Annotated in this window: 25 protein-coding genes; 15 read left to right on the top strand and 10 right to left on the bottom strand. The window is 53.9% G+C overall.

Translation table 11 applies throughout. The features are described 5' to 3' along the window. The first annotated feature begins 13 nt into the window (after nucleotides 1-13). Nucleotides 14-1069, top strand: coding sequence for a sugar phosphate isomerase/epimerase family protein (locus AC2FNR_RS02265; protein WP_496847834.1), 1056 nt, complete (start codon nucleotides 14-16; stop codon nucleotides 1067-1069). After that, nucleotides 1069-2223, top strand: coding sequence for a Gfo/Idh/MocA family protein (locus AC2FNR_RS02260; RefSeq protein ID WP_496847833.1), 1155 nt, complete (start codon nucleotides 1069-1071; stop codon nucleotides 2221-2223). The genes AC2FNR_RS02265 and AC2FNR_RS02260 overlap by 1 nt, the downstream gene beginning before the upstream one ends. A gap of 353 nt (nucleotides 2224-2576) precedes the next feature. Here AC2FNR_RS02260 and AC2FNR_RS02255 read toward each other — a convergent pair whose 3' ends face one another. From AC2FNR_RS02255 to AC2FNR_RS02235, 5 genes are read right to left on the bottom strand one after another with little or no spacing between them, the layout of a single operon-like run. Further along, entirely contained in the window at nucleotides 2577-2951 is a 375-nt protein-coding gene (locus AC2FNR_RS02255) for a nuclear transport factor 2 family protein (protein WP_170755706.1), read from the bottom strand. Beyond that, nucleotides 2948-3844: an alpha/beta hydrolase gene (locus tag AC2FNR_RS02250; protein WP_496847832.1), complete on the bottom strand. Its 897-nt coding sequence runs from the start codon at nucleotides 3842-3844 to the stop codon at nucleotides 2948-2950. Before AC2FNR_RS02250 ends, AC2FNR_RS02255 begins: the two co-directional genes overlap by 4 nt. Then, on the bottom strand, nucleotides 3841-4326 hold the full coding sequence (locus AC2FNR_RS02245) for a flavin reductase family protein (protein ID WP_496847831.1): 486 nt from the start codon (nucleotides 4324-4326) through the stop codon (nucleotides 3841-3843). Before AC2FNR_RS02245 ends, AC2FNR_RS02250 begins: the two co-directional genes overlap by 4 nt. Then, on the bottom strand, nucleotides 4323-5000 hold the full coding sequence (locus tag AC2FNR_RS02240) for a glutathione S-transferase family protein (protein ID WP_496847830.1): 678 nt from the start codon (nucleotides 4998-5000) through the stop codon (nucleotides 4323-4325). Before AC2FNR_RS02240 ends, AC2FNR_RS02245 begins: the two co-directional genes overlap by 4 nt. Further along, entirely contained in the window at nucleotides 4993-6183 is a 1191-nt protein-coding gene (locus AC2FNR_RS02235) for an LLM class flavin-dependent oxidoreductase (protein ID WP_496847829.1), read from the bottom strand. Before AC2FNR_RS02235 ends, AC2FNR_RS02240 begins: the two co-directional genes overlap by 8 nt. Nucleotides 6184-6297: 114 nt before the next feature. Between AC2FNR_RS02235 and AC2FNR_RS02230 the strand changes: the two genes are divergently transcribed. Further along, nucleotides 6298-6903 (top strand): helix-turn-helix domain-containing protein, encoded by a 606-nt coding sequence (locus AC2FNR_RS02230; RefSeq protein ID WP_496847828.1) that lies wholly within the window; start codon nucleotides 6298-6300, stop codon nucleotides 6901-6903. 251 nt (nucleotides 6904-7154) lie between these two features. Here the strand turns inward: AC2FNR_RS02230 and xylB are convergent, their stop codons facing one another. Next, complete coding sequence (xylB, locus tag AC2FNR_RS02225; protein WP_496847827.1) at nucleotides 7155-8591, bottom strand: xylulokinase; 1437 nt, start codon at nucleotides 8589-8591, stop codon at nucleotides 7155-7157. A 121-nt stretch (nucleotides 8592-8712) separates the two neighbouring features. Between xylB and AC2FNR_RS02220 the strand changes: the two genes are divergently transcribed. From AC2FNR_RS02220 to AC2FNR_RS02190, 7 genes are all read left to right on the top strand, one after another. Beyond that, complete coding sequence (locus tag AC2FNR_RS02220; RefSeq protein ID WP_496847826.1) at nucleotides 8713-9738, top strand: LacI family DNA-binding transcriptional regulator; 1026 nt, start codon at nucleotides 8713-8715, stop codon at nucleotides 9736-9738. A 95-nt stretch (nucleotides 9739-9833) separates the two neighbouring features. Further along, on the top strand, nucleotides 9834-11135 hold the full coding sequence (locus AC2FNR_RS02215) for an ABC transporter substrate-binding protein (protein WP_170356289.1): 1302 nt from the start codon (nucleotides 9834-9836) through the stop codon (nucleotides 11133-11135). Between the two features lie 106 nt (nucleotides 11136-11241). Beyond that, complete coding sequence (locus tag AC2FNR_RS02210) at nucleotides 11242-12108, top strand: carbohydrate ABC transporter permease (protein ID WP_170356288.1); 867 nt, start codon at nucleotides 11242-11244, stop codon at nucleotides 12106-12108. A gap of 12 nt (nucleotides 12109-12120) precedes the next feature. Next, on the top strand, nucleotides 12121-12951 hold the full coding sequence (locus tag AC2FNR_RS02205) for a carbohydrate ABC transporter permease (RefSeq protein WP_170356287.1): 831 nt from the start codon (nucleotides 12121-12123) through the stop codon (nucleotides 12949-12951). A gap of 12 nt (nucleotides 12952-12963) precedes the next feature. Next, nucleotides 12964-13968 (top strand): ABC transporter ATP-binding protein, encoded by a 1005-nt coding sequence (locus AC2FNR_RS02200; protein WP_170356286.1) that lies wholly within the window; start codon nucleotides 12964-12966, stop codon nucleotides 13966-13968. After that, complete coding sequence (locus AC2FNR_RS02195; RefSeq protein ID WP_496847825.1) at nucleotides 13965-14738, top strand: L-iditol 2-dehydrogenase; 774 nt, start codon at nucleotides 13965-13967, stop codon at nucleotides 14736-14738. The genes AC2FNR_RS02200 and AC2FNR_RS02195 overlap by 4 nt, the downstream gene beginning before the upstream one ends. Then, nucleotides 14738-16249, top strand: coding sequence for a mannitol dehydrogenase family protein (locus AC2FNR_RS02190; RefSeq protein ID WP_496847824.1), 1512 nt, complete (start codon nucleotides 14738-14740; stop codon nucleotides 16247-16249). The genes AC2FNR_RS02195 and AC2FNR_RS02190 overlap by 1 nt, the downstream gene beginning before the upstream one ends. Before the next feature lie 79 nt (nucleotides 16250-16328). Here AC2FNR_RS02190 and AC2FNR_RS02185 read toward each other — a convergent pair whose 3' ends face one another. The 3 genes from AC2FNR_RS02185 to AC2FNR_RS02175 form a co-directional block, all read right to left on the bottom strand. Further along, nucleotides 16329-16691, bottom strand: coding sequence for a hypothetical protein (locus tag AC2FNR_RS02185; RefSeq protein WP_496847823.1), 363 nt, complete (start codon nucleotides 16689-16691; stop codon nucleotides 16329-16331). A gap of 259 nt (nucleotides 16692-16950) precedes the next feature. Then, nucleotides 16951-17817, bottom strand: a complete 867-nt coding sequence (locus tag AC2FNR_RS02180; protein WP_496847822.1) for a bile acid:sodium symporter family protein — start codon at nucleotides 17815-17817, stop codon at nucleotides 16951-16953. 265 nt (nucleotides 17818-18082) lie between these two features. Further along, the gene (locus AC2FNR_RS02175) at nucleotides 18083-20098 is read right to left on the bottom strand and encodes an acyltransferase family protein (RefSeq protein WP_496847821.1); all 2016 of its coding nucleotides are present in this window, start codon (nucleotides 20096-20098) and stop codon (nucleotides 18083-18085) included. Between the two features lie 785 nt (nucleotides 20099-20883). On the opposite strand from AC2FNR_RS02175, the gene AC2FNR_RS02170 reads away from it, so the two are divergent. Next, on the top strand, nucleotides 20884-21135 hold the full coding sequence (locus AC2FNR_RS02170) for a hypothetical protein (RefSeq protein ID WP_496847820.1): 252 nt from the start codon (nucleotides 20884-20886) through the stop codon (nucleotides 21133-21135). Between the two features lie 458 nt (nucleotides 21136-21593). On the opposite strand, the gene AC2FNR_RS02165 is transcribed toward AC2FNR_RS02170, so the two are convergent. Beyond that, nucleotides 21594-22085, bottom strand: coding sequence for a glutathione S-transferase N-terminal domain-containing protein (locus AC2FNR_RS02165; protein WP_496847819.1), 492 nt, complete (start codon nucleotides 22083-22085; stop codon nucleotides 21594-21596). Nucleotides 22086-22394: 309 nt separating this feature from the next. Here AC2FNR_RS02165 and AC2FNR_RS02160 point away from each other — a divergent pair, with 309 nt between their 5' ends. From AC2FNR_RS02160 to AC2FNR_RS02145, 4 genes are all read left to right on the top strand, one after another. Continuing rightward, nucleotides 22395-23753, top strand: coding sequence for a DUF3179 domain-containing (seleno)protein (locus tag AC2FNR_RS02160; RefSeq protein ID WP_496847818.1), 1359 nt, complete (start codon nucleotides 22395-22397; stop codon nucleotides 23751-23753). A gap of 352 nt (nucleotides 23754-24105) precedes the next feature. Continuing rightward, nucleotides 24106-24387 carry a hypothetical protein gene (locus tag AC2FNR_RS02155; protein ID WP_496847817.1) on the top strand — a complete coding sequence of 94 codons (282 nt, stop codon included), beginning with the start codon at nucleotides 24106-24108 and terminating at the stop codon, nucleotides 24385-24387. 42 nt (nucleotides 24388-24429) lie between these two features. Then, on the top strand, nucleotides 24430-24882 hold the full coding sequence (locus AC2FNR_RS02150) for a TspO/MBR family protein (RefSeq protein ID WP_496847816.1): 453 nt from the start codon (nucleotides 24430-24432) through the stop codon (nucleotides 24880-24882). A 116-nt stretch (nucleotides 24883-24998) separates the two neighbouring features. Then, nucleotides 24999-26519, top strand: coding sequence for an FAD-binding domain-containing protein (locus tag AC2FNR_RS02145; protein ID WP_496847815.1), 1521 nt, complete (start codon nucleotides 24999-25001; stop codon nucleotides 26517-26519). Nucleotides 26520-26521 lie beyond the last annotated feature (2 nt).

Raw genomic sequence — 26521 nt, 5'->3', positions numbered from 1 at the left:
GGGAGGAATTATTATGAAGACGATCAAAGGTCCAGCTTTGTTTCTTGCGCAATTTGCGGGGGACGAAGCACCGTTCAATTCGTGGGACGCGATCACCAAATGGGCGGCGGATTGTGGATACAAAGGCGTTCAAGTGCCCAGTTGGGACGGCCGGCTATTCGACCTTGAACAGGCCGCGTCCAGCACCGGTTATTGCGATGACTTCAAAGGCAAAGCCCAAGAAAATGGCGTCGAAGTTACCGAACTTTCAACGCACCTTCAGGGCCAGCTAGTCGCCGTTCACCCAGCCTATGACAGTGCGTTTGATGGCTTTGCAGCCGAAACCGTTCGGGGAAACCCGAAAGCCCGCCAAGAATGGGCCGTGGATCAGGTTAAAAAGGCACTGTCAGCATCAAAAAACCTAGGCATTTCGGCACATGCAACATTCTCAGGCGCATTGGCATGGCCCTATGTCTATCCTTGGCCGCAGCGACCTGCAGGCTTGATTGAAACGGCGTTTGATGAACTCGCTCGTCGTTGGGTACCGATCCTTGATCACGCCGAAGAATGCGGCGTTGATGTCTGCTACGAAATTCACCCTGGAGAGGATCTCCACGACGGCGTGACCTACGAAATGTTTCTTGAGAGGACGGGCAATCACCCTCGCGCGTGCATGTTATACGACCCGTCGCATTACGTTCTTCAGTGCCTCGACTACCTGGACAACATCGACATCTACAAGGACCGAATACGCATGTTCCATGTTAAGGATGCCGAGTTTAATCCAACCGGTCGTCAGGGCGTTTATTCCGGGTATCAAAGCTGGGTAGATCGGGCCGGACGGTTTCGGTCGCTTGGTGATGGCCAAGTGGATTTCGGTGCAGTCTTCTCAAAGATGGCCGCGAATGACTTTGATGGCTGGGCTGTGGTCGAATGGGAGTGCTGTCTCAAACACCCCGAGGATGGTGCGCGCGAAGGCGCTCGGTTTGTGTCAGATCACATTATCCGTGTGACCGAGAAAGCTTTTGATGACTTCGCTGATGGTGGTGCCGACGAAGCCGCAAATCGTGCAATGCTGGGGATTAAGTGATGGTCACAGGACGCAGTGAAGAAACGTCAGGACGCATTCGGCTTGGCATGGTTGGCGGCGGAAACGACGCCTTCATCGGCGGCGTTCATCGCATAGCCGCGCGACTGGACGACAAGTTCGAGCTGGTTGCTGGAGCTTTGTCTTCGACACCACAGAAATCTCTTGAAAGTGGTGAGGCATTGGGCCTCGAACGAGTTTATGAAGACTTCAAGCAGATGGCGATAAGGGAAGCCCGGCTGAAATCTGGGATCGAGGCGGTGTCAATCGTTACGCCAAATCACGTCCATTATGCAGCCGCACGTGAGTTCCTGAAACGCGGTATTCATGTCATTTGTGACAAGCCACTCACTTCGACCCTTGCCGATGCAAAAAAGCTGGTCAAAGCGGCAGAAAGCGCGAACGCCCTATTCATTTTGACCCACAATTATACGGGCTATCCGATGGTTCGGCAGGCGCGTGAAATGGTTGCCAACGGCGATATTGGCAAGATCCGCGTGGTTCAGGTTGAATACCCGCAGGACTGGCTGACCGAACAGCAGGACTTCAAACAGGCGGAATGGCGAACCGATCCCGAACGCTCGGGCGCGGGTGGATCAACCGGTGACATCGGAACCCATGCTTACAACCTTGCCTGCTTTGTGACCGGGCTGACAGCGGAAAGCTTGGCGGCGGATTTGCAGGCCTTTGTGCCGGGGCGCAAAGTCGATGACAACGCGCATGTCTTGCTTCGTTTCGAAGGCGGAGCGCGTGGGATGCTGTGGTCTTCTCAGGTGGCACCCGGCAATGAAAACGCACTTCGTTTGCGCGTCTATGGCGAAAAAGGGGGATTGGAGTGGTCTCAGGAAGATCCCAATTACCTTTGGTTCACGCCATATAACGAGCCCAAGCGCCTGATCACCCGAAATGGAGCTGGAGCTGGTGACGCTGCCAATCGGTTGAGCAGAGTTCCTCCGGGCCATCCCGAGGGATACCTAGAAGGTTTCGCTAATATCTATGGAGAAGCTGCTGAGGCGATCCTAGCTTTCCGAAACGGGATTTCACCTGACGCTTCGATTGTCTATCCAACGGTTCACGACGGGCTCAATGGTGTTAAGTTTGTAGCCGCTTGCGTGCAAAGCTCTTCAAGGAATGCGGCTTGGGTCAAGTTGGAATAAATCCCGGTGCAACGTTCAGATCACACACCACTGCGAGATCTTCGAAACCGGAAACGAAAGCTGGCGCTTTAAAAAACAGCGGAAAACGTTAATACCAAACCCCGCAGGCCCGCCACAACTGCGTTAAATGGAGGTTGCGCGGCGCCAGGCCTGTTCATCACTAAGGCGATCAAAATTGGATGACGACTGACATAGCCTTGATTTTGTAAGCGTTGCATGTAGCCCCGGACCAGGGTCTTTCGACGACAGAACCGTCGCAGTAAATTGGCCTCACGAACATGATACAGCACCCAAAACGATGGCTGGTTTCTTCAGCAAGTCTTTAGAGATTTGATCGCAGCGAAGTGAACTGATCAGCTTGTCCGTTGTTTGTAATAGGTGTCTTTGTGCACAATTAGCCCATCGCGATAGGTCAGGATGTCGACGCTGAAGAACTCTTCTTTCGAACCATCCTTATGCGTCGCGGTGCGCCGGTATTCACAGTAGGCTTTGTTGCCCGAGATCGCGCAGTCTAGCGTTTCCCAGTGCACGTTTTCGACTTTTTCGAACAGCGCAGAAAATGCACCCCGGATCGTTTCGGCGCCTTCCAGACGCACGCCATGCTCGTCCGGACCGACGGCGTGATCAAATGTGGCGTCGTCTGCGAAATGCTTCATAACGGCATCGATGTCATTGGCATTAAACGCGTCGCCGACGGCGTCGACGAGGTCTCGGGTCAAAGCGGTCATGATTGCGGTCCTTTTCCTTGAAGCATATCGCAAGTGTGCGTGAAGAAAGGGCTTGCCGGGTCGACAAGCACGTTCAATTCGTCAAAGTGATCGACGTCCGGGACGATGTAGAGGCCGACCTCGCGGTCTGAGGTCCCATATTTTTCGACATACATCCGAGCTTGCCGGTGAAATTCGTCGGTTTCCGCGCCACCGACAACGACCAGCTGCGGTGCATTCGTGATTGGCGGGTGGTTGGTCATCGGGCTTTCCGCTTCGGCCTCTTTCGGCGTCATCCGGATACCGGCATTCAGCGCTTCAGTCAGGCGCACCGGTTCCAGATAGCTGAGCGGGGACACCGGGATGCCGGATTTGATCAGGTCTGCAGGAAGATCGTCGCCAAGCGAGGGCCAATCGGTCGCCATCATCATCTGCGTAATATGGCCGCCAGCCGAATGACCCATCACGGTGATACGGTCTGGTTTAAGACCCAAATCACGCGCATTGCGCCAAATAAAAGCCATCGCTTCGCGGATTTCTTCGGAAATATGCGTGATGGTTACCGATGGGCACAGGTCATAGCCGACGATTACAACATTGCACCCTGCCGCGACAAAGGGCGGAGCGATGAAGCTGTAAATCGACTTGTCGCCGCGTTGCCAATAGCCGCCATGGACATACACCAGTGTTGGGGCATCCACATCCGGACAGCGGAAAACATCGAGCTTTTGTTTCTCACCTTCGCCATAGCGGATATCGAGGCTGCAATCGGATGTGGCGCGCGCGGCCTCGCTGTCGCGGCTCCATGCGGGAATGACAGTCTCTTCATAGTCAGGCCGCCCTGCCCGCAGATTGTATTGCGCGTCGAACTCATCAGGACTGAAGCGGGTGTGATAGGTCAGATGATCTTTCATGGCGAAGCCTCGGGTTGGGGTGCTGAGAAAAATGCACCACGGCAATAGACAAGTGGGGGGATGGGCACGTGGGTGTAGTTAACGACACGACCCAGAAGGATTTCATGATCGTCGGCATCGACCCTGCTGTGAACCGTGCATTCCAATTGTGCCGACGCTCCGGGGATCAGCGGGGTCGCGGTTCCGGCGGTCCATTCGGTATCGGTAAACCGGTTTTCGACATCACTGGCGAAGTGCACCGCCAGGTCTTTCTGATCGGCCGACAGGATATTGACGGCGAAATGATCGCATTGCGCCAGCGCCGGAGAGACACGGCCGGACTTTGCGACGCAAACCGAGACAACCGGCGGCTGCAATGAGACCGAGGTAAAGGAATTGGCGGTCAGGCCCCATGGCGCACCGTCCGCGTCATAGGTGGCGATGATGGTCACCCCCGTCGGAAAGGCACCAAGGGCGCGGCGATAGTCGCGGACGTCCATCATAGCACCCCTTCGCTGGCACAGGCTTTTTCCAGCGCAGCCCATTCATCGGGGTTGGTCCCGAAATGACGCATGACGTGATCGCGGTACGCGGGGCGGGTCGCCAGTCGCTGATACCAGGCCTCGACATTCGGCAAGGGCGGGCGGTCGACCTCGACGTTGAAGTAACGATAGGCCACACAGCCCAGGGGAATATCGGCCATCGTAAAGCTGTCCCCGCAGACATAGGCACGATCCGCAAGGTGTTGATCCAGAAGTGTCAGGGTCTCATGCGCCTCATCACGCAGCTTTGCGATCTTTTCCGGGTCGCGCTGGTCGAGTTGCGTGCGCACCGTTGCGAAGAACAGGTAGATCACCGGCCCAAACGCACGGCTGGCCGACCACTCCATCCACTGATCCGCAATCGCACGGCTCTGAATGTCCGATGGGCTCAGCGTTCCCGCACCGTAGCGGTCACAGAGATAACGTACGATGGCGAGGCTTTCCCACAATGCAAAGTCGCCATCACGGATCGCCGGGATCATCCTGTTAGGATTGATCTGCGCGTACATTTCGGTGTCGAGCTTGCCAAAGCTGCCGCCGGCCAGTTGCAGCGTATAGTCCAACCCCAGCTCATTCGCTGTCCAGATCACCGGAATCACATTCGATGAATAGGGACGTCCCCATATTTCAAGCATGTTCCAGCATCCTTTTTTGCGCGATGGATTGCGTGCCGAACTTGGGAACCACGTGCTCGAACAGGCGATGCCAGCTGGCGAGGATCTTTTCGTAAGGCACACCGGTATATTGCTGCATCAGCATGAGGTGATCGAGGCCGATGGTTTCCTGCCGCTCGGCAAAGCGATCCGCGACGTATTCGGCATCGCCCACCACAATGATCCCGCGCTTGTTGAGGAAATCAAACCAGTCCATATCCTCATCTTCCGGCGTCATCTGTTCACCGACATCCAGATAGCCATGCTTGGTCCATTCCCCTTTGGGACGCGACCCGCCGAGGAATTCATAATAGGCATTGATCGGGCCGCGGATCGTGTTCACCGCCTCTTCGATGCTTTCACCGACATAAAACGCCGTGCAAACACCAACGCCCTCGCCCAGCTTTACTTCACGCCTTTCGCGTTGCGACAGGGCCTGACGATAAGGCTCCCAACAGGCAAGCGTTGCCTTGGGACCCGCCGCCATCGAGATCACGCCCCAGCCACGTTCGCCTGCCAGTTTGAACGTGGGCGGAGCGTTCGACATCAGCCAAACCGGCGGATGCGGGTTGGAATAGGGGCGCGGATGCACATACATCGCTTTGTATTCGCCGTCTTCGTCGTGGTAGCGCGGGTCCTGAGGATCAAAGAACCGGTTGGTCTCTTTCCATCCGGGAACCGGGAACTGATAGAACTCTCCGTGATGGGTGAACGCCTCGTTGGTCCAGGCTTTCAGGATAATCTCAAGGCTTTCCTGATACAGTCGCATCACCTTAGCATTATCGCGCCGGTCCGCGTCCTTATTGAATTGAAGGGTCGAGCGTTCGTTGATGCCCTTGGCAACGCCAAAATCAAACCTGCCTTGAGTCATATTATCCAACATTGCAGCATCTTCGGCGACACGCAGGGGGTGCCAATCGGGCAAGATGATGGGGGCCGTCCCAACCCGCAGTTTCTTGCAGTGTGCGGCCACGTGCGTACCCATCTGGATCGGGTTGGGCGGCGCATTCATATAGCCATTGTGAGCAAAGTGATGCTCGGTAAACCATGCTGTCGTGAAACCAGCCTGCTCGGCTAAGGAACACTGTTCGAGGATCATTTCCAGCGTGCGTGCCCATGGAATCGTCTCGCCGGGGCTAAAATTGGCAATCAAATCAAAGCGCATAGCTTCCTCCCATGCAGTCCAAGCGTGGTTGATTTTTCCCCCTTATTTCAACTAAGTTGATTTTGTATCGATAAGTCAACTGAAATCATTTATCCTGAAGACATGAAAAATGACATGTCCCAGACTGACGCCCAACGGCTCGGCAGTGAAATTCGCGAAGTGCGTAAAGCGCGTGGACTGACCCTTCAGCACCTGTCCGAAGCGGTGTCATGTTCCAAAGCCTATCTCAGCAGGATTGAACTTGGCGCGGCCAAGGTATCAGAGGGCCTGCTTGCCGAAATCAGCGATGCGCTGGCTGTTGACCCGGGTTGGTTCTTTCCCACACAGGCGGGAGAAGGTCCGCTGGAACGCAAGCACGTCGTGCGACGCGAGAACCGCCGGGCGCTGTCTGCGATGTATACGCGGTCAACAGATGAGCTGGGCTTTGAGGACGAATTACTTTCCAGCACGTTGTCCGGCCAGTGTTATCTGATACTGTCGCGATTCCGTCCCGGCGCAGGACAACCGCCCGAGCCGCTGGAAGGGTATTCCTTTGAAGGTGAGCAACACGCCATCGTCCTAAGCGGTGAAGTTGACTTGCGTCTCGGGGACGAGATCATTTCTTTGCGTGAAGGAGATAGCTTCTCCTACCCGTCCATGATCGCGCACCGCTTTCGCAACAAGACAGAAAAAGAAGCGACAATGGTCTGGGCGATGTCACCTATACGCATCACCTGGTGACGTTGGGCCTTGTCAAAGGCTATCCAAGAAAAGCTATGCGTATGTAGCGGTCGCAAACGTTTTGGCCGCCGTTCGTCCCACCTGCTTGCATTCGACGGTGACCAAGGATTTAAGTTCGGACATTGCTGCCGTCCGCTCTGTCAATTCGAGCATCAGCGAGCTGCGTATTTAAGATTTTCTTGTTTGTTAAGACAGCAATGATCCCGCTGCGGGACAAAAAGTGGCGTAGATTTTATTGAAAGTGCTGACAACTATTCGGTCAGACGGACGGCCTTGTAAAGCTGCCGAAACCGCGTCAATCTTTCGAACAACGGCGCCAAATCTGCGGGCTCGAACCTGTCGGTTGATGGCGGTTGAACTGCAAGATCAGTTCTCTCCAAAGCGCCTAAACCCAAAGCTGCCAGCCTTGCCGCACCATAAGCCGGACCGGAATCTGCCCCAGCTGACCGCACAATTGGCTTTCCGGTCACCGTCGCGATCAGCCTCAACAACAGATCTGATTTGCTGCCTCCTCCTATCGCCGCGAGCTCCGGCAAATCTTCGATTGTGCCGCCGAAACTCTGCGCCGCATCGGCAAAGCAGAAAGCAATCGCCTCTACCACGGAACGGCAGATGTCTGCGCGTGTTGTGGAATCCTCCAGTCCAAAGAAACAGGCTCGGATATGCGGGTCGCCATGAGGGCTGCGCTCACCCGTCAGATAAGGTAGAAAGACTGGAACTCGATCCCTGCTGGCCGTTTCGGCAAGCGCGACAACCTCGGCCGCGGACAGTTCCAACTGGCTGCCTATCCATGAAATCGGCCGTGCACCATTCAACATTGCTGCCATTTGATACCATCGGTCGGGCAGTGTGTGCGCAAAAGCATGCACATAACGTTCGGGGTTCGGCTTGTAACTGTGATCTGCCACAAACAACTGGCCAGAAGTCCCCAGGGATATAAATCCGCGACCCGGTTCGGTGGCGCCCAAAGACACAGCGCCTGTTGCTGCGTCTCCGCCTCCGGCAACAACTGGAGTTCCAGGTTTCAAGCCGGTCTCAGTCGCGGCTTGCGCTGTCACAGTCCCAACGACACTGTGCCCATCGAACACCTGCGGCAGCCAATCCAATGCTACATCTGTGGCTTCGGCGATACCTGCGTGCCAGCCGCGCGACGCCTGATCGAGCCACATTGTCCCAGCAGCATCGGACGTATCAGTTCCCAATTCGCCATGCAGCCGTAAACCGATGTAGTCCTTGGGCAGCAGGATGTGAGCCAGTTGGGCATAGTGCTTTGGCTCATGCTGTTTTAGCCATGTAATCTTGGGCGCGGTGAAGCCCGGCAAAGGGAGGACCCCAGCGATTTGACCAATCTGCGGCAAGGCCTGTCGCAGTTCGTCGCATTCCTGCGCCGCTCTGCTGTCATTCCACAGGATTGCCGGGCGGATTGGGCGCAGATCACGGTTCAGCAATACGGCTCCGTGCATCTGACCTGACAACCCGATTGCCTTCACCTCTGACAGTTTGGTTTGCTTAGAAAGCTGGCCTAAAGCGTCGCGTGTCGCCTGCCACCAAAGATCCGGGTGCTGCTCTGACCAACCGGGTTTAGGAGAAGAGGTCTTTGTACTCACCGAAGACGTTGCAAGAATTCGACTGGAATCCGCGCAGACAAGTTTGACCGCTGACGTGCCGATATCGATCCCGAGATACATTCAAACCCCTTACCTGCACAAAAGTCCGGAACTTGTCTTGCTATTGATCTTTTTAGCGCGCGCAAAGAATATGTAAAAATAGGATAAGATCAAGGCGGCTGAGATCCGCAGGCAGACTGGCATGACCAAGATAAAGAATATGGAAGAATTCGCAGCCCTCAGCGGGATCTCGCGTCCCACTGTGTCTAAATACTTCCACGATCCAGACAGTGTTCGTCCATCGACGAGGGCTCGCATCGAAGAGGCGCTGGAGCGGTTCGACTACCGTCCGAACATCTATGCTGTGAACCAGAACCGTAAACTGACAAAGAATATTGGCATCGTCGTGCCCTATTTGGCCGATCCATTCTTTGCCGAAATTGCGCGGTATCTTGAGCAAAGCTGTATCGCAGCGGGGTATCGCCCGTTTCTGTTCAGCTCTCACGGTGAACAAAAGTTGGAAAACGAAATCCTGGACGGTTTGCAATCTTTGAAACCAGCAGGCGTGTTGTTTGCGCCCTTGGGACGTATCTCAGACAAATCTGCAATTGAGAAATTCTGCGCTAGCGTGCCGACAGTTCTGTTTGACAGCAACCTCGACGGTTTGGGCGCAGCGTTTATCGGGTCCGATAATTTCAGCTTTGTGTCTCAGACCGTGGAATACATGACCCGTACTAGCGAGCCGCCTTCGTTCTTCGAAATGCGGACACCTGCAAACCCCAATGCAAACAAACGGCGAAAAGCTTATATCGAGGTGATGGAACGTCTGGGTTTTGAGCCGCATGTGATCAAAATCGAAGGTACTGGTTGGGCCTTTGAAGAGATTGGGCGGCTCGGCGCGCTCAAGGTGCTGGATGAACGCAAGTTGCGCACGGATTCAGTTCTGTGCAGCAATGACCGATTGGCCATCGGCTTTCTGGCAGCGTGCTTTGAACAGGGGATTCGCGTCGGGCGAAAAGACGATTGCGCTTTGCGTGTGGCTTCAAATGACGATCATCCCTTTGCAAAATTTACCTGCCCGTCACTGACTACCGCAGCGCACGATTATGATAATGTGGCGGCGCGAAGCGTCGAAACACTTTTCGAACTCATTGAAAACGGAGGGAAATTTGAAAATCGGACGGAGACTCTGTTCCCGGCTCGGTTGGTTTTAAGAGAATCCGCATAACACTACAAAATTAACGCGCGTAAAGTTTTTATTGACTGCGCGACAATTTGCGATCTAACCTCTCTGCACGACATCCAAGCTCAGGGAGGACAGGGATGTATCTGAAGCACGCACTTCGTGCGGCGACTGCAATGACTTTCGTCGCAACGGCAGCGGCCCATGCGCAATCCATCACTATCGCGACTGTAAACAACGGCGATATGATCCGGATGCAGGGCTATACAGACAAATTTACCGAAGCGACTGGAATTGACGTCGAGTGGGTAACGCTGGAAGAGAACGTCTTGCGCCAGCGCGTCACCACCGACATCACCACCAAGGGCGGTCAGTTCGACATCATGACAATCGGCATGTACGAAACCCCGATCTGGGGTGCTAACGGCTGGCTGGTTCCGCTGGATGGTTTGTCCGAGGACTATGACGTTGGCGATATCCTGCCCGCAATGTCAGGCGGCCTGAGCCATGAAGGGACGCTCTACGCGGCGCCGTTCTATGGCGAAAGCTCGATGATCATGTATCGCACCGACCTGATGGAAAAAGCAGGCATGGAAATGCCCGAAGCGCCAAGCTGGCAATTCATCAAAGAGGCCGCGGCGGCCATGACCGACCGTGACGCTGACATCAACGGTATCTGCCTGCGCGGCAAAGCCGGTTGGGGCGAAGGTGGCGCGTTCATCACAGCCATGTCCAACTCGTTTGGCGCGCGCTGGTTTGACGAAGACTGGAAGCCCCAGTTCGACCAGCCAGAATGGGCCGACACGCTGAATTTCTACGTTGAAATGATGTCGGAATCTGGTCCCGCAGGCTATGCCACAAACGGTTTCAACGAGAACTTGTCCCTGTTCCAGCAGGGCAAATGTGGCATGTGGATCGACGCGACCGTTGCGGCGTCATTTGTGACCAACCCCACAGACTCGACCGTAGCGGATAGCGTTGGTTTTGCACTGGCACCTGACACCGGATTGGGCAAGCGCTCCAACTGGCTTTGGGCTTGGGCATTGGCTATTCCGGCCGGCACACAGCAAGAAGACGCAGCCAAACAGTTCATCGAATGGGCAACGTCCAAAGACTACATTGAGCTGGTTGCCGAAAACGAAGGTTGGGCAAATGTTCCGCCGGGTGCGCGCACCTCTCTGTATGAGAATCCGGAATATCAGAAGGTCCCGTTTGCCAAGATGACGCTGGACTCGATCCTGTCCGCTGATCCGAACAACCCGACGGTCAAGCCGGTTCCATATGTTGGTATCCAGTTCGCTGCGATCCCGGAATTCGCAGGCATCGCGACCCAGGTCAGCCAAGAGTTCTCGGCGGTCTATGCCGGGCAGCAAACGGTCGAGGAAGCACTGGCCAAGGCACAGGCGTTTACCGCAGAAGAAATGGAAGCCGCAGGGTACTGAGGTCTTCTCCCCGCGGGCGGGCAGTAATCTGCCCCCCGCCTTACCCTTCCACAATTCGCGTTTTTCTCGCAGGCTGAGTTACGCCTGAACAGAGAGGGTTTGCGTTATGGCTACTCAACATTCCCGATCCGTTGCTCGCCTGATGATGGCACCTGCAGTGGTCCTGCTACTTGGCTGGATGCTCGTGCCGCTGACGATGACGCTATATTTTTCCTTCAAGAAGTACCTGCCTCTGCGGGGCGGTGATCTGGGCTGGGTCGGTTTAGACAACTATGTTCGATTTGTTTCATCCAGTTCATTCTGGCCGGCAGTTCAAGCAACACTTGTGATTGTCGGAGGGGTCCTTGTCATCACTGTTGTTCTGGGCATCCTTCTCGCGATGCTTTTGGATCAACCGATGTGGGGTCAAGGTGTTGTCCGCATTCTTGTAATCGCTCCATTCTTCGTCATGCCCACCGTGTCCGCTTTGGTCTGGAAGAACATGTTCATGGACCCGGTCAACGGCCTGCTGGCGCATCTGTGGCGCTTTTTCGGGGCCGAGCCAGTCTCATGGCTGTCCGAAGCATCCATGACCTCGATCATAATGATCGTCTCGTGGCAGTGGCTGCCCTTTGCGACGCTGATCTTACTGACCGCTATCCAATCTCTGGACAGCGAACAGCTGGAAGCGGCCGAAATGGATGGCGCACCGGTTCTGAAGCGCTTCTACCACATCATTCTGCCGCATCTGAGCCGCGCGATCACCATCGTAATCCTGATCCAGACAATCTTCCTTTTGTCGATCTTCGCCGAGATCTTCGTGACCACCGGCGGCGCATTCGGTACCCGTACACTCACCTACCTGATCTTCCAGCGTGTGTTGGAGAGCCAGAATGTTGGTCTCGGATCAGCCGGAGGTGTCTACGCAATCATCTTAGCCAACATCGTAGCGATCTTCCTGATGCGCATCGTCGGCAAGAACCTGGACGCGTGAGGAGGTAAGACCATGGCCCGCACCGTCACAACCCGCCGCAAATCGCTCAATACCGCCTTGGCCTGGGCCGTTGGTCTGCTGATCTTTTTCCCGATCCTCTGGACCATCCTGACCAGCTTTAAGACCGAGGCGCAGGCGATCGCCAGCCCACCGCTGTTTTTGAACTTCAACTGGACGTTGGAAAACTACGCCATCGTGCAGGAACGCTCGGACTATATGCGGTTCTTGTGGAATTCGGTCATTATCGCCGGAGGCTCGACTGTTCTGGGTGTCATCATCGCGGTACCCGCCGCATGGGCAATGGCCTTTGTGCCGTCCAAGCGCACCAAGGACATTCTGCTGTGGATGCTGTCCACCAAGATGTTGCCTGCAGTTGGTGTTCTTTATCCGATCTACCTGCTGTTCATTCGGTTGGGCCTGCTGGATACGCGCGGAGGGCTGGTGGTTGTCCTGATGCTGATCAACCTGCCGATCATTGTCTGGATGCTTTACACCTATTTCCGTGAAATCCCCGGCGAAATTCTGGAAGCCGCGCGGATGGACGGGGCGACGTTAAAAGAGGAAATCCTCTATGTGCTGACCCCCATGGCCATCCCCGGCATCGCCTCGACCGTTTTGCTGAACTTCATCCTGGCCTGGAACGAGGCATTCTGGACCCTCAACCTTACTGCCGTCGACGCGGCCCCGCTGACGGCCTTCATCGCCAGCTATTCCAGCCCCGAAGGCCTGTTCTTTGCCAAGCTTAGCGCAGCTTCGACAATGGCAATCGCACCAATCCTGATCCTTGGCTGGTTCAGCCAGAAACAACTTGTCCGCGGCCTGACCTTCGGCGCTGTGAAATAAGGAACACGACACATGGGACGTATTCAACTCAAGTCCGTGACCAAAAGCTTCGGCGATGTGCAGGTCATTCCGCCGCTGGACCTGACCATCGAAGATGGCGAGTTCACCGTCTTCGTCGGCCCCTCAGGCTGCGGCAAATCCACCCTTTTGCGTCTGATCGCTGGATTGGAGGATATCACCTCGGGCTCTATCGACATTGACGGCGCGGACGCCACCGATGTCCCGCCCGCGAAACGAGGGCTGGCGATGGTGTTCCAGTCCTATGCTCTGTATCCCCATATGACCGTGCGCAAGAACATCGCCTTTCCCCTTCGTATGGCGAAACTGGATCAGGCCGAGATCGACAAGCGCGTCGAAGGCGCCGCCAGCGTCCTGAACCTGACCGACTATCTGGACCGCCGTCCAGGACAACTATCGGGCGGCCAACGCCAGAGGGTTGCGATCGGGCGCGCGATCGTGCGCGAACCGGCGGCATTTCTGTTCGACGAACCTTTGTCGAACCTCGACGCGGCGCTGCGGGTCGGCATGCGGCTGGAGATTAGCGAATTACACGAACGCCTCGCCACCACCATGATCTACGTGACCCATGATCAGGTCGAAGCCATGACGATGGCCGACAAGATCGTCGTCCTTCAGGCCGGAGTAATCGAACAAGTTGGCAGCCCGCTAGAGCTGTATCGGACACCGCGCAACCTGTTTGTTGCGGGTTTCATTGGCTCCCCAAAAATGAACTTCATTGAGGGCGACGAGGCCGCAAAACACGGTGCTCAGACCATCGGAATACGGCCTGAACATATCACAGTCTCAGAAACCGAAGGGGACTGGTCCGGGGTGGTGAGCGTTTCCGAGCATCTGGGTTCGGATACATTTTTCCATGTCCACGAGACCGGGCTGGCTGACACAATCACTGTCCGCGCTGATGGCGAGGTCGGTTTCCGTCACGGCGACCGCATTCACCTGACACCACGCGCCGATGTGATACACCGGTTTGATGCCAAAGGCTTGCGGATCGAATGACACGTCTGGCTGGCAAAACCGCCCTGATTACTGGGGCCGCGCGCGGCATAGGGCAGGCCTTTACGAAAGCCTATGTTGCGGAGGGAGCCCGTGTCGCCATAGCCGATATCGACATCCAGCGTGCGCAGCAAGCCGCGACTGAGATCGGTACTGCGGCTTTGGCCGTGGAAATGGACGTGACAAACCAGCCGAGTATCGACGACGCCATCGCCTGCACCGCAGCTCAATTCGGCCCGATCGATATTTTGATCAACAACGCAGCGATCTTCACCGCCGCCCCGATTGTTGATATTGAGCGCGCCGACTACCAACGTGTCTTCGACATCAACGTCGCCGGCGCCTTGTTCACCCTGCAGGCCGTCGCGCGCCATATGATCGCGCATGGCACCAAGGGCCGTATCATCAACATGGCGTCACAAGCAGGGCGGCGCGGTGAGCCTCTGGTCGCCGTTTATTGCGCCAGCAAGGCGGCGATCATTTCCCTGACTCAATCTGCAGGGCTGAACCTGATCGCACACGGGATAAATGTGAACGCCATATCTCCGGGTGTGGTGGATGGCGAGCACTGGGACGGGGTAGATGCGTTCTTCGCAAAACACGAAGGAAAACCCCCCGGACAGAAGAAATTAGAAGTGGCCGCAGAAGTTCCCTACGGCCGCATGGGCCGGGCCGAAGACCTGACCGGGATGGCGGTGTTTCTCGCCTCGGACGAGGCAAAATACATCGTTGCACAAACCTACAATGTCGATGGCGGAAATTGGATGAGCTGATGAGCCCTGTGACACACGCAACCCCACCGATCCAACTGCGGCGAGACAAGCTTGCAGAGCTGCCATCTACCGTTGGAACTCCTAGCTATCAGCATTCGGACTTGACGCCCGGTATCGTTCATATCGGCCTTGGTAATTTCCACCGTGCCCATCAGGCTTGGTACATTCATCAGCTCATGCAGCAAGGCAAGGCCCGCGATTGGGCCATCATCGGAGCAGGAGTACGCAGTTATGACGCTGAAATGCGCCAGAGGCTGCTAGCGCAGGGCTACCTGACCACTCTGATTGAGCTAGACCCTAAAGGCGTATCGGCGGAAGTCATAGGCCCGATGATCGACTATCTGCCGATTGAGGCAGGAAACGCTGCACTGGTCCGCGGGATGGCTGATCCGTCTATCCGCATTGTATCTTTAACTGTGACTGAGGGCGGCTATTTTCTGGATGCCAACACCGGCGCTTTCGACGCGGATCACGATGATATTCTCCACGATGCGGCAAACCCAAATCGCCCCCGCACCGCTTTCGGCGCAATTGTTGCAGCGCTCGGGATACGTCGTGCAAATGGCTTGACCCCCTTCACCGCGCTGAGCTGTGATAACCTGCAAGGCAACGGCACTATCCTTCGAAACTGTATCGTTGGGTTAGCGCGCCTGTCGGATCCTGATCTTGCCGATTGGATCGACCGGAACGGCGCATTTCCCAATTCGATGGTAGACTGCATCGTGCCAGCGACTACAGATCAAGTGATTTCTCAATGCCACGCGCTTGGTGTTGACGACCACGCCCCAGTTTCACATGAGAACTTTCGCCAATGGGTCATCGAAGATGACTTTTGTGCAGGGCGTCCACCTTTTGAACAGGTTGGGGGCACACTGACCGATGATGTTCACGGATACGAGGCATTGAAGCTACGCATATTGAACGGAGGCCACCAACTGCTTGCGAATGTTGGCGAGATACTAAATGTCCCGACGATTTCAGCCTGCATGCAAGACTCCGACATACTTGCGTTTTTTAAAAAGGTTCAAATAGAAGAAATTCTACCCCATGTCGACGCTGTTCCTGGAACGACCCCGCAAGAGTACCTTGGGCTGGTTGAACGTCGATTTGAAAACACGGCAATTCACGACACAACGCGTCGGGTCGCGTTCGACGGATCGGCGCGTCACCCTGGGTTCGTGCTGCCGTCGATACGCGATGCAATTGCTTCAGGCGCTTCCATAAAAGGACTGGCTCTAGCTGAAGCTTTATGGTGCAGGATGTGCGCTGGGATTCGCGAGGATGGCTCAGAAATCGCCGCCAATGATCCTGTTTGGGAAGATCTGAGAAAAACTGCGCTAGCAGCCAAAACTGATCCCGGACTTTGGCTTGCGCAGGATCTGTATTGCGGGGAATTCGGCGATGGCTCACAGTTTACCGTAGCCTTTGACCATTGGTTGGACGGGATTTGGAAAAATGGGAGCAGAGCGGCCCTAGCTGAATATGCTTCTCATAGCTCTTCTTCGAACTAGCTTCCCGCAATTCCAATCAAGCAGCTGAGCGAACACTGGTTCTAGCCAAGTAAAACAGCGTCAATTTTCGAGACAGTACCTAACAAACGATGCAGCTACAGTGATTTTCAGCTTCGCGCTCAGCCCTAAGTTTAGACATGTCTGCTTCGGGTCGAGGCCACTCATCAGCAACCATTGAGCCAACGGCAATCCTAAGATAGGGCATCACCTGTGCGGGGTTGCGACCAGCGGTTTCAACAATTTTCATGCCGCCATCGATGATCACTTTGATCAACGCCGGATAGTCCGGCGCGTTGACGGTTGGCAGGAAGGTGACGTTCACGGCGACTGGTTTATCGGACATGTCCTTGCATTGCGCGATCTCATAGGCGAGGTCGGCGGGCGTCTTTTGCGTCAGCCCCGTGATGGTGCCCAAACCACCTGCATTTAAAACGGCGGTCACCAGTCTCGCAATTCCTGCTCAGTGCGTTCCGGTTTGAATAATTGGATGCTCAATTCCAGACATTTCAGTGATTGCTGTCTTCATATCGTGAGCTCCTGCAACCTCGGTTCTGGCCGTGGGTTTTCAAGCGCAACAAAGACTGACGCATTGTGGAAGCAAGAATATCCCATCTGGGTTAAACACTCAGCCTGCCCTAAGCGGGCAGGCTCTTGGTGATTTTGTTAGTTCTCTTGGTCGCCCATTTCTGCTTGTAGATGGGTCACTCTGCAGCGACGCTTTCCATTGCGTCACCTCTACTTCTCCAGCGGAAATAGAACATGAATGGCAGAACGACCAGATACATCGTGATCGAATACAAAGCCGAAGGCAGCGCCATGGGGACTTCCCCGAGTGAAGAACTCGTGCCAGTGATCACAATGGCCAGTGTGATACCCAGAGGCGAGTTTTGGACGCTGGTTTCGATACCAACCGTTTTGCCCTCGCTCTTGTTAAGCCTGAGAATTTTACCAAAAGCCAAACCAATTAGCATCAGCACCAACGGCAGGGTCATGGTCGAATACCCGAGGGTGGGCATGTAAGCGATGATCAGATCTCGGTTTGCCACAAATAACGCGAGGATCAGCAGCGCCCAAAAGACGACTGCCGTATTCTGAAGGGGATGCTCCAGCCTACGCGCCATGTTGTTGAAGAGATGCCGCACGATGATGCCGGTTATGACGGGCAAAGTTGTGACGAGGAAGGTGAAGATCGCTATCTCGAAAAACGAGAAATCGGGTGCGCTTTCGCCCATGAAATACAAAACCGACCAAGTGGCCAGCGGTGGTACAGTTATGAAGGCCATGACGCTGGTGACCGCAGTCATCGAAACCGAGAGCGCCAGATCACCACGCGATAGTTTGGTAATAACGTTGCTGCTGACACCGCCGGGGCAGAAGCTGAGTAGCATTAATCCCGCCGCCATGACCGGCGGCAGATTGAATGCCATTATGACGCAAAACGCAGCAATCGGTAGCAGAACGATCTGCGAGAATGCCCCGATGGCGAAGGCGGTGCGGCGACGGAACACCCGGCGGAAATCGTCGATTTCCAGACCAAGCCCCAATGAGGCAGAAATCCAAAAAGACAAAAACACCGTCCCGGATTAATCCGTAGTGGTCCGGACAACTTCAGAAAGTCGCTGAAAACGGAACAAAGTTCGGAGCATGTGTGCGGAGGTTGGCATGAGGACCATTTGCCGTTTTTCTTAGCTAAATAGTGCCGCTTACAGTTTTGTTTGAGGTAGTACTTAATTGTGCCAGACGCATAGCATACGGGCAGACGGGACTTCTTTCTTAAGCTATGACTAACTATCCGACGGCGCACACGCATTGCAACGTACCTGCTTAGCTCATTTAATCGCGGTTACTCCCCCTAATTGCGCGTAAAGATTTTTGAATTTCTTTGACGATAATAGGTGCTACAAGTCGGGCTCCAGCGTTGCTCATATGATCATCGTCATGATAGTAAATGCCGTATTCATCGGCATTCAGACAACGCATCGTTTCGTGGTTACAGAGCGACTTTTGAACTTGCGCACCAAATACGTTAGGTATTTCTAAAGTAAGTCGGTCAAACAGTGAATTAACGTACGATGTACGTTCAATGTAGGCAGCGTAAGATGTGGTAATGGTAGCATTTCCATCATCAAAGAGAATTTTTTTCAAACCGTAACTCGGAACATTCCAGCCTGCTTCTGGAATAGGATACACGAGTACAACATTAAAGTTATTTGCAAGGTCCCGTATACTTGTCTCAATTCTCTCAATAACACGCACACGTCTTTCATGATCATCCCACTTGCTTTCGGAGCGCTCGAGCAAGTCAACCCAGACAAGTCCCCCTTTTTCCACCCCGCCTTCGGTATTGTCGAAGCGACTTCCATCAAGGAATATCTGAAACCGTGATGCGAGTACCACGGTGCCGATACCCTGTTCTTTGGCCCACTCAAAAGTTCCAGATAGGAAGTCTTGACAGCTAGATGCACCCTCTGCAGTGAAACGTCGGAAACCCAGCAAAGGCAGACAACTTTGATGCGACACCGAATAATATCCGACACCGGCACGGTCTAAAGCCTGGCCTACCCCTCCTCTGAGTGCGTTTGAATGACTGTCGCCGATAATCAGCACGTCAATTCCTATGCCACTCGTTGAGGTACAATGAGACACAGGATGCTCTAATTTATTGCCGCCATTATCAAAAAGACAAGATAGGTCCAATGTATCCTTTTCCGCTGCAACAAAGCGCGTAATTTCTGTGCCCCATCGCCATTCGAAACCACTGCCGAGATACCCTGCCAACCCAATCGCCAAAAAAGAAGCGCCACTCGCTGCGAACACGCTACGCTGGGTTACAATTTTGGAGTTTCCAAGTTTTCTGACAGGCTGCTCTACCCAATACCATGTTGCATATGCCAATATCAGGGACACAATAACCAGCAATGACATCACAGTATGGCTTGGTTCTGTAAGGCTACGCAGTCGTGCAAATGCAAACACCGGCTGATGCCACAAATATGCGCTATACGAAATCAAGCCGATACCGACAAAAACGCGTGTCGATAGCAATCGGGCAGTCCAAGTGTTCTTGTCCGCAAAGAGAATAATCAGAGCCGTGCCTGCCACAGGTCCGAGAGCAAAGACACCAGGGAAAGGAATACTTTCATCATAGTAGAATATTGCAAACACAATTAGAGCCAGTCCAGTGGCGCTAAGTAAACTGCTTGACCGCTGCTTCTGGCCAAAAGTTAGAAATGCACATATTGATCCTGCCAAAAGTTCCCAAGCGCGAGTTGGTGCAAGATAAAAATTTGCAATTGGAAAACGACGCGAACCCCACTCAGACAGAAGAAAGCTGAACGCGGCTATCGCAACTATGCTCCAAAAGACCTTATTTCTCCCGAACCGCCATGCCAGCAGCAAAAAGACCGGGACAATGAGATAAAACTGCTCTTCAACTGCCAAGCTCCAAGTGTGGAGTAGAGGCTTCAACTCAGCGGCGGTGCCAAAGTACCCGCTTTCCTGCCAAAACAGTATATTTGAGCAGAATAAAATCACAGCAATCAAACTTTGTGCAAAGTCCATTAGCTGCGATGGCAACATCCACATATAGGCGAAAGGCAGGCAAGCGAGCATCACAACAAAAAGCGCCGGCAATATTCGTCGCGCTCTGCGTTCATAAAAGCGTAAAATAGAAAAAGAACCCTGCTCCAGCTCGCCAATCAGTATGCTTGTAATCAGATAGCCGCTGATGACAAAAAAAACGTCAACGCCCACGTATCCACCACTGAACACGCTATAGCCCGCATGAAACAAAATGACCGGCAGCACAGCAACAGCACGCAAACCGTCAATCTCTCTTCTATACCGCATAACTCCTCAAGAATTTTGCCACTTAAAAGGCTTAAATTATTGTAGTAAGTTTAAAAAGTTAAACCTTTCAGCAAACTCTACGCCACTTCTCCAGAGTCTTGCGTCCAAAAAACTAGCCGAACTCCAACGTAAGCGCTGAAAAACTTCACTTTTTCCTATCTGATCTATTTCCCAACCCCTATTCGCACTCAAAACGGCGTTTGCGCGACCGTTTAGTTGCATTTAAAAAAGGAAAACATGAAGCTTCCAGATCTCCCCATGTTTCAAGGCAAACGCTTCGGCATCGAAACGCATTAATACAGTACCTTTGGCCCGGTGAAACAGGCGGATGAGGGTCCGACATTCGTGCGCCACGCAGGACGGGTGTCCCAAGTCGTCATGACTGAGGATCTGTTCGACGCGCTTCGGCCAGACCCGCGACGTGCCTAGGGTATTTACGAAATGACACTCCGCGAGGAGCTTCTCCCATTTGAAGCTTTGAACAGGTCAATCGCCGAGAATGAAGGTGACGAGAGTTGGAAGTCTGACGTCAATCCGGGCGTAGTCGGTCCGTCACAGCGTCTGAAATTTCGCGACCCATGGATGTTTGACGCTCCAATAAAGAATATGAACGTCGGGGTATGGGTGATATGTGAAGCAATCTTTGGTTGAGTAATCAGCCCCCCCTGCGGTGCCAACACATCATCACTTTATTCTGCCTACTAGCGGACATTGATCCTGTTTATAGAGAAACCCAGCGATGAGCCGAGATTGCATTTCTTCTACATTGCCGCGAATGTCCACATATGAAAAAGCCGACCAAAAGTGACCTCTTTCAAAGAGCCAAACAGGAGTTGCTCAGACGGATTAACTCGCCCGCAGTGTCCTCTGATTTCCTTTCCCAAAACGGAGCGCCGGCTGACCTGATCGAATTTGCTTTGAGTGCAATTATGCGTTGTGCTGAAACACAGGCTGCTAGAATGGTCTTCTCCGGGAAGTTCAGAAGGCTTTACCAGCCGTTTGTTTCCATCGTGCGTGATTCAGAAAATAGGGTGTAAGTCTTGATCTGCGAACCAGCAGGACAGGTGTTACGCTTGGGGAATCGCTAGATAGTTACGATTGACGCTTTCTACTTTAAGGCGACTCTTGCTTTTACCTTGTCGAACGCCTGTTTCGTACAGTTTCTACAAGGCCCCCACTTCGTTTTCTGCTTCACATCTCGAAGGGTGGCTTTGAACAGCGGCGTTGCTGTACCCGGCTCAGCTGGGCGTCGACAAAGGCCTCCATAGCAGACGCTCCGCAGCTCGAAATGCTGCGACGCAGCGCTGACAAGGCTCCAACGGCCGCAAAGGGCCGAATATGACTTGTTGCATTCAGCCGTTAAACCAAATCGGCGCATCGTCTTCTGACCAAGTTGCATACTTTCTCATCACCAGCAAAAAAGCTTCACTGTTTAGGAACTGATCCAACCAAGCGATTAAACTTGGCCACTTCTGTGCATCAAACCAAGCCCTGTCTATATATGCAACTGGCGAACAAATGGCAGAAGCGCTAGATCCGCTAGGGTGGGTCTCTCCCCAAAAAGCCAGGCCCGCCCAACTAACCGTTCGTTGAGGTCGAGCAAGTAGCCCATCGCTTTCTTGCGTTCCTCATTGAAGTCTAGATCCGGATAACGCGTAGCGTATTTTGTGTGATCCAGTGCAGTTTTGAACGGGCCATCATTTGCCGAAATTAGGCCCCAGCCTTCTGGGGGCATGTCCAAAAGCCGCTGCGGGTCATTTTGTTGGAGCGCCCAAACCATGATTTCCAAGCTTTCATCTATGACTTTGGCTGGAAGTCGAAGCGCGGGCACTGTGCCGGACGGAGATGTTTGCAAGAAAGCTTCTGGTTTGTCCCGCAAGAGAACTTCGCGCAGCTCGACTTTTACACTTGAACTCGCAAGTGCGAGCCGGGCTCTTATCGCGTAAGGGCATCGACGAAACGTCCAAAAGATTGGGTAGTTGTCCATACTAGATTTTTTCTCCAGATCTATCCGTCTGGTCAAACCTCCAATTGATGGTCAATTGGTACTCCTGCTTACTCTGTATGGGCAGACAGGTGTGGTGATCCTGCGGCCTCAACAAATAAACGCTGCAATGGCGACAATGTCAGCTTTGCGGCCGCGGCCGTAGTGTCAATAACGAACGTTGGCCGTTTGAGAGACGCTGAGTGGGGACCTCAAACGTCAGGTTTGCTGCAGCCTAATGCAAACGTGAAGCCACGATCCTGTATTCCCGGCTTAGTATCTCCCAAGGGATTTCCCTTCGAAGGAACTAATATGCTTCGCCATCTGTTCGCTATTGCCGTCGTACTCTGTTTCGCTTCCGACATGCTTTGGGCGCAGACCGTTGGGCCGTCGCGGGACTATGTGACGGCTGAGTTTGGGGCACCACCGACGATCCAGGAAGGATCTCTGGATGCTTCTGTAAAAGAGGCCTTGGAAGAGATTTTATTGATCGCAGTAGCGCAGGCCGCATGGGACCCTGCAAATGCTGCGGCCTTTGATACAATCGCGCAAACGTATGATCCTCGACTAGTTTGGATCATCACCGACATGCAGCGTTTTGCTTGGAGGCCAGAATTCTACGCTGCGCTGACACGGGCCGCGGCGACGATCCTCGACATTCCTTTAAATACCGGACTTCGGCGCCCGGAGATTATCAACAAGATGATCGCGTGGGACATTCCCGCCTATCCGGGCTACCTCGCCCATAAGCGCCATGTCTTCACTAACTATGTTTCCGGTTGGGACAAAATCTTTGTCGAGGGCGATATCGCATGGCAACTCGTGGATTGGGGCGGGGTTTACATCGATGCGCGTCCCTATGACTCGACTGATGATGTCTGCCATTGCATCCCTGCCGTCGATAATCCCGAGATCAGTATCGCAGCCGAGGCGACTTGGTTGGAAGATGATGATGTTATCTTCGGCATCGTGGTGAACGGTCAGGCGCGCGCCTATCCTCGGAGGATAATGGAAGTACGTGAAATGGTGAATGACACACTCGGGGGGCGTGATCTTGGTATTCCCTACTGCACGCTTTGCGGAGCCGCGCAAGCCTACTTTACTGATCGATTACCGGCAGGCGTAAAGCGGCCCATTTTACGAACGTCTGGCCTGCTTATCCGCTCGAACAAAGTCATGTATGACATCGAAACACATTCTGTTTTTGACACATTCCTTGGCAAGGCCGTGACGGGCCCATTGGCTGATATCGGGCTCCAATTGGAACAAGCGACGGTTATCACGACTAATTGGGGTTCTTGGCGCGAGGCTTATCCGAACACAACGGTCCTGGTTGAAGCTTTGGCCCTAGGTCGCGACTTCAACCTGCGCGAAACACGCGACGCGAATGGCCCAATATTCCCGATAGGAGACGTCGATCCACGCCTGCCTGTGCACGAAGACATAATCGGCACAATCACGGCCAACGGAACTCCAGTCGCCTTTCCCCGTGCAACAGCCGTGGCTGCATTGGTTGCAGGGCAAGACGTCGCGTTTGAAGACGTGAGATTGGAACTATTTGCAGGGGGTGTAAGGGCTATCGGATTAAACGGCGAAGAACGGTTGAGCCATCAGGCCTTTTGGTTTGCTTGGTCGCAGTTTTACTCGGAGACCGTCTTATGGACCGAATAGAGTGAACGTTTGCTTCGTGAGAGCTGCACTGCATCGGCAAGCGCATCGGTCAAGGTCCGGAACGGGCCGCAAGTGACAACTTGCTGATTATCTGAAGGATGGGAGCAAATTCGAGATCCAGAGAACTGTGTAGGACGTAATGTACGTATAGAGACAATTAAGAGGTCGCGATGTTTCGTTCATACTTGCTGGCAACGGCCATTGGCTTTCTTTCGACCGGAGCGCTCCATGCTGGACTTGAGGTGCGCTTTGTCGAGGGTGCGATTTGGGTTCCTCGACCCTGAGAGTAGACCTTTCGCCATCTTCCGACCGTCTGATTTTTGATGTGTCGGAGGCTGGCGCAGGGATGGAGGTGTTTCGACCTCTTGAAGTTATCGATGGCGCAGAAGCTTTGCTCGATGTGCCTTCGGTTGTGGACGGACAGGACTTCATTGACCTCCAGATTGTGTCCCTCCAGATCGGATCCAGTATTTCCTTTACCATCGACGTCGATGACACCATCGGTCAGAGGAAGATCACTGTCAGCGGTTCAGAGATTGCCGGCGCCAAAGTGACATATGCGAAAGAAGGTGAAAGCAATAACGCGGTTTTCTCTTCTGACGCGCAAACCTTGCCGTCGATCCCAGATTGCTGATGGCCGTTTGTGTGGTTAAGTCATACGAATGAGGTTTCAAAGATGACAAAACTGTTGATACGGGTTGGCTTCTTAGTCCTCGTGTTGGGTGGTGGCATCCTGATAGGAGCACTGACTGCACCAGGTGCATGGTACGCGAACCTATCCAAACCCGTGTTCAACCCGCCCAACTGGATCTTTGCTCCGGTTTGGTCGCTGCTCTATGTACTGATCGCCTGGGTGGGATGGCGTCAGTTCGAGGCGGATAAAAGCTCTGTCAAAATGAAGCTATGGTGGGCGCAAATGGGCTTGAACTTCCTATGGTCACCAGTCTTCTTCGTGTTGAATCTGCCTTGGTTCGCCTTCGTTGTCATTCTATCGCTGTTGATCGTGATTGCCGCCTTCATTCAACAGGTGCGCAGATCAGATCCGATCGCAATGTTGGCCTTTCTACCGTATCTGGCCTGGGTAGCCTTCGCTTCGGCATTGAACCTATTGATCGCGATTTTGAATTGAACACAAGCAGAGTGCGTACCACCACCTACGTCTGACCGCTTCACGGAAGCCGGAACCCGTTCACTTGGACAGGTACTTGGTGCGGGCTAGTTATATCTGCATCACGCAATAGGTGAGTGAGGGCATGGCAAGTGCAAGTGGTATGGTTCAAACGGGACTTGCGTGTGGAAGATCATCGGGCACTGGCACGAGCCGCTCAGCTTGGACCAACTTTGCCAATATACGTTGTCGAACCAGAGCTTTGGCAACAGCCGGATGCCTCCGCAAGGCGCTGGAGTTTTGTTTCTGAAACACTCACAGAATTAAGGGCAGATCTTGCTCGGTTAGGCCAGCCTTTGGCTTTGCGGTTCGGTCCAATTGTAGACATTTTGGATGAGTTAAATCAGGCTGGGCTGTTGCACGCTCTTTGGTCCCACGAAGAGACCGGTAACGATTGGACCTATCAGCGAGATCTGAAAGTTGCCGCATGGTGCCGTGAACAGGGGGTGCCCTGGACCGAAGTACAAAACCATGGCGTCTGGCGAAAACTCAGATCGCGGGATGGGTGGGCGACCCGCTGGGACAGGCTTATGGCTGAGCCAATCACACCTGTGCCCGCATTGCCGCCAGTTGAACTTGAACTCGGGCACATACCGACGGTACGCGATCTGGGCTTGGCCAGTGATCCTTGCCCGCAACGTCAGGCCGGGGGTAGACGTGCCGGTTTGGAACGCCTTGCAAGCTTTCTGTCCAGTCGCGGCGAGAACTATCAGTGCGAGATGTCCAGCCCGGTGTCGGGTGCAGAGGCGTGCTCCCGGCTTTCTCCGTATCTCGCCTGGGGTGCTCATTCGATGCGTGAGGTTACGCAAGCTTGCGACGCGCGTCGTCGGAGCCTTCCGCAAGGGGCGCGAAACTGGCAAAAATCTTTGCGCTCTTTCTCTGGTCGGCTGCACTGGCATTGCCACTTTATCCAAAAGCTTGAAGACGACCCCCTGATCGAATTTGAGAACTTGCACTCGGTTTACGACGGTCTGCGTCCGCAAACCCCAAGCACCGAGCCTCTAGGCGCATGGAGTGCGGGGGAAACCGGATATCCGTTTTTGGATGCCTGTATGCGATCTCTACAGGCGACGGGATGGCTTAACTTTCGGATGCGTGCGATGGTAATGGCGGTGGCAAGTTTTCATCTATGGCTGGATTGGCGTGCACCTGGGCTGCATCTGGCGCGTATGTTCACCGACTATGAACCTGGCATACATTGGAGCCAGGTCCAGATGCAATCGGGCACTACGGGCATCAATACAGTGCGCATCTACAACCCGGTCAAACAAGGATATGATCAGGACCCGGCTGGGATATTCATCCGAAGATGGTTGCCTGAACTTGCTGAAATTCCCGATAGATACATTCATGAGCCTTGGAAGTATGAGGCTTCAACCCAAGTGATCGGGCGGCGCTATCCTGTTCGTATTTTTGACCACCTTGCGGCGGCAAAAGCCGCACGCAAACGAGTCTGGGCAGTACGACGTGGCCCCGAGTTTCGCTCGGAGGCCCAAGCGATTGTTGCCAAACACGCCAGCCGAAAGACAAACCGCAAACAACGCTCGAAAAAGGACACTGCAACCCAATTGAGCCTGCCCTTCGGAGATGCTCTATGAAA

This window comes from Ruegeria sp. SATB045 (assembly GCF_059613525.1).
Note: the sequence above shows the minus strand (reverse complement) of the source record. Positions and strands in the feature narration are given on the sequence as shown.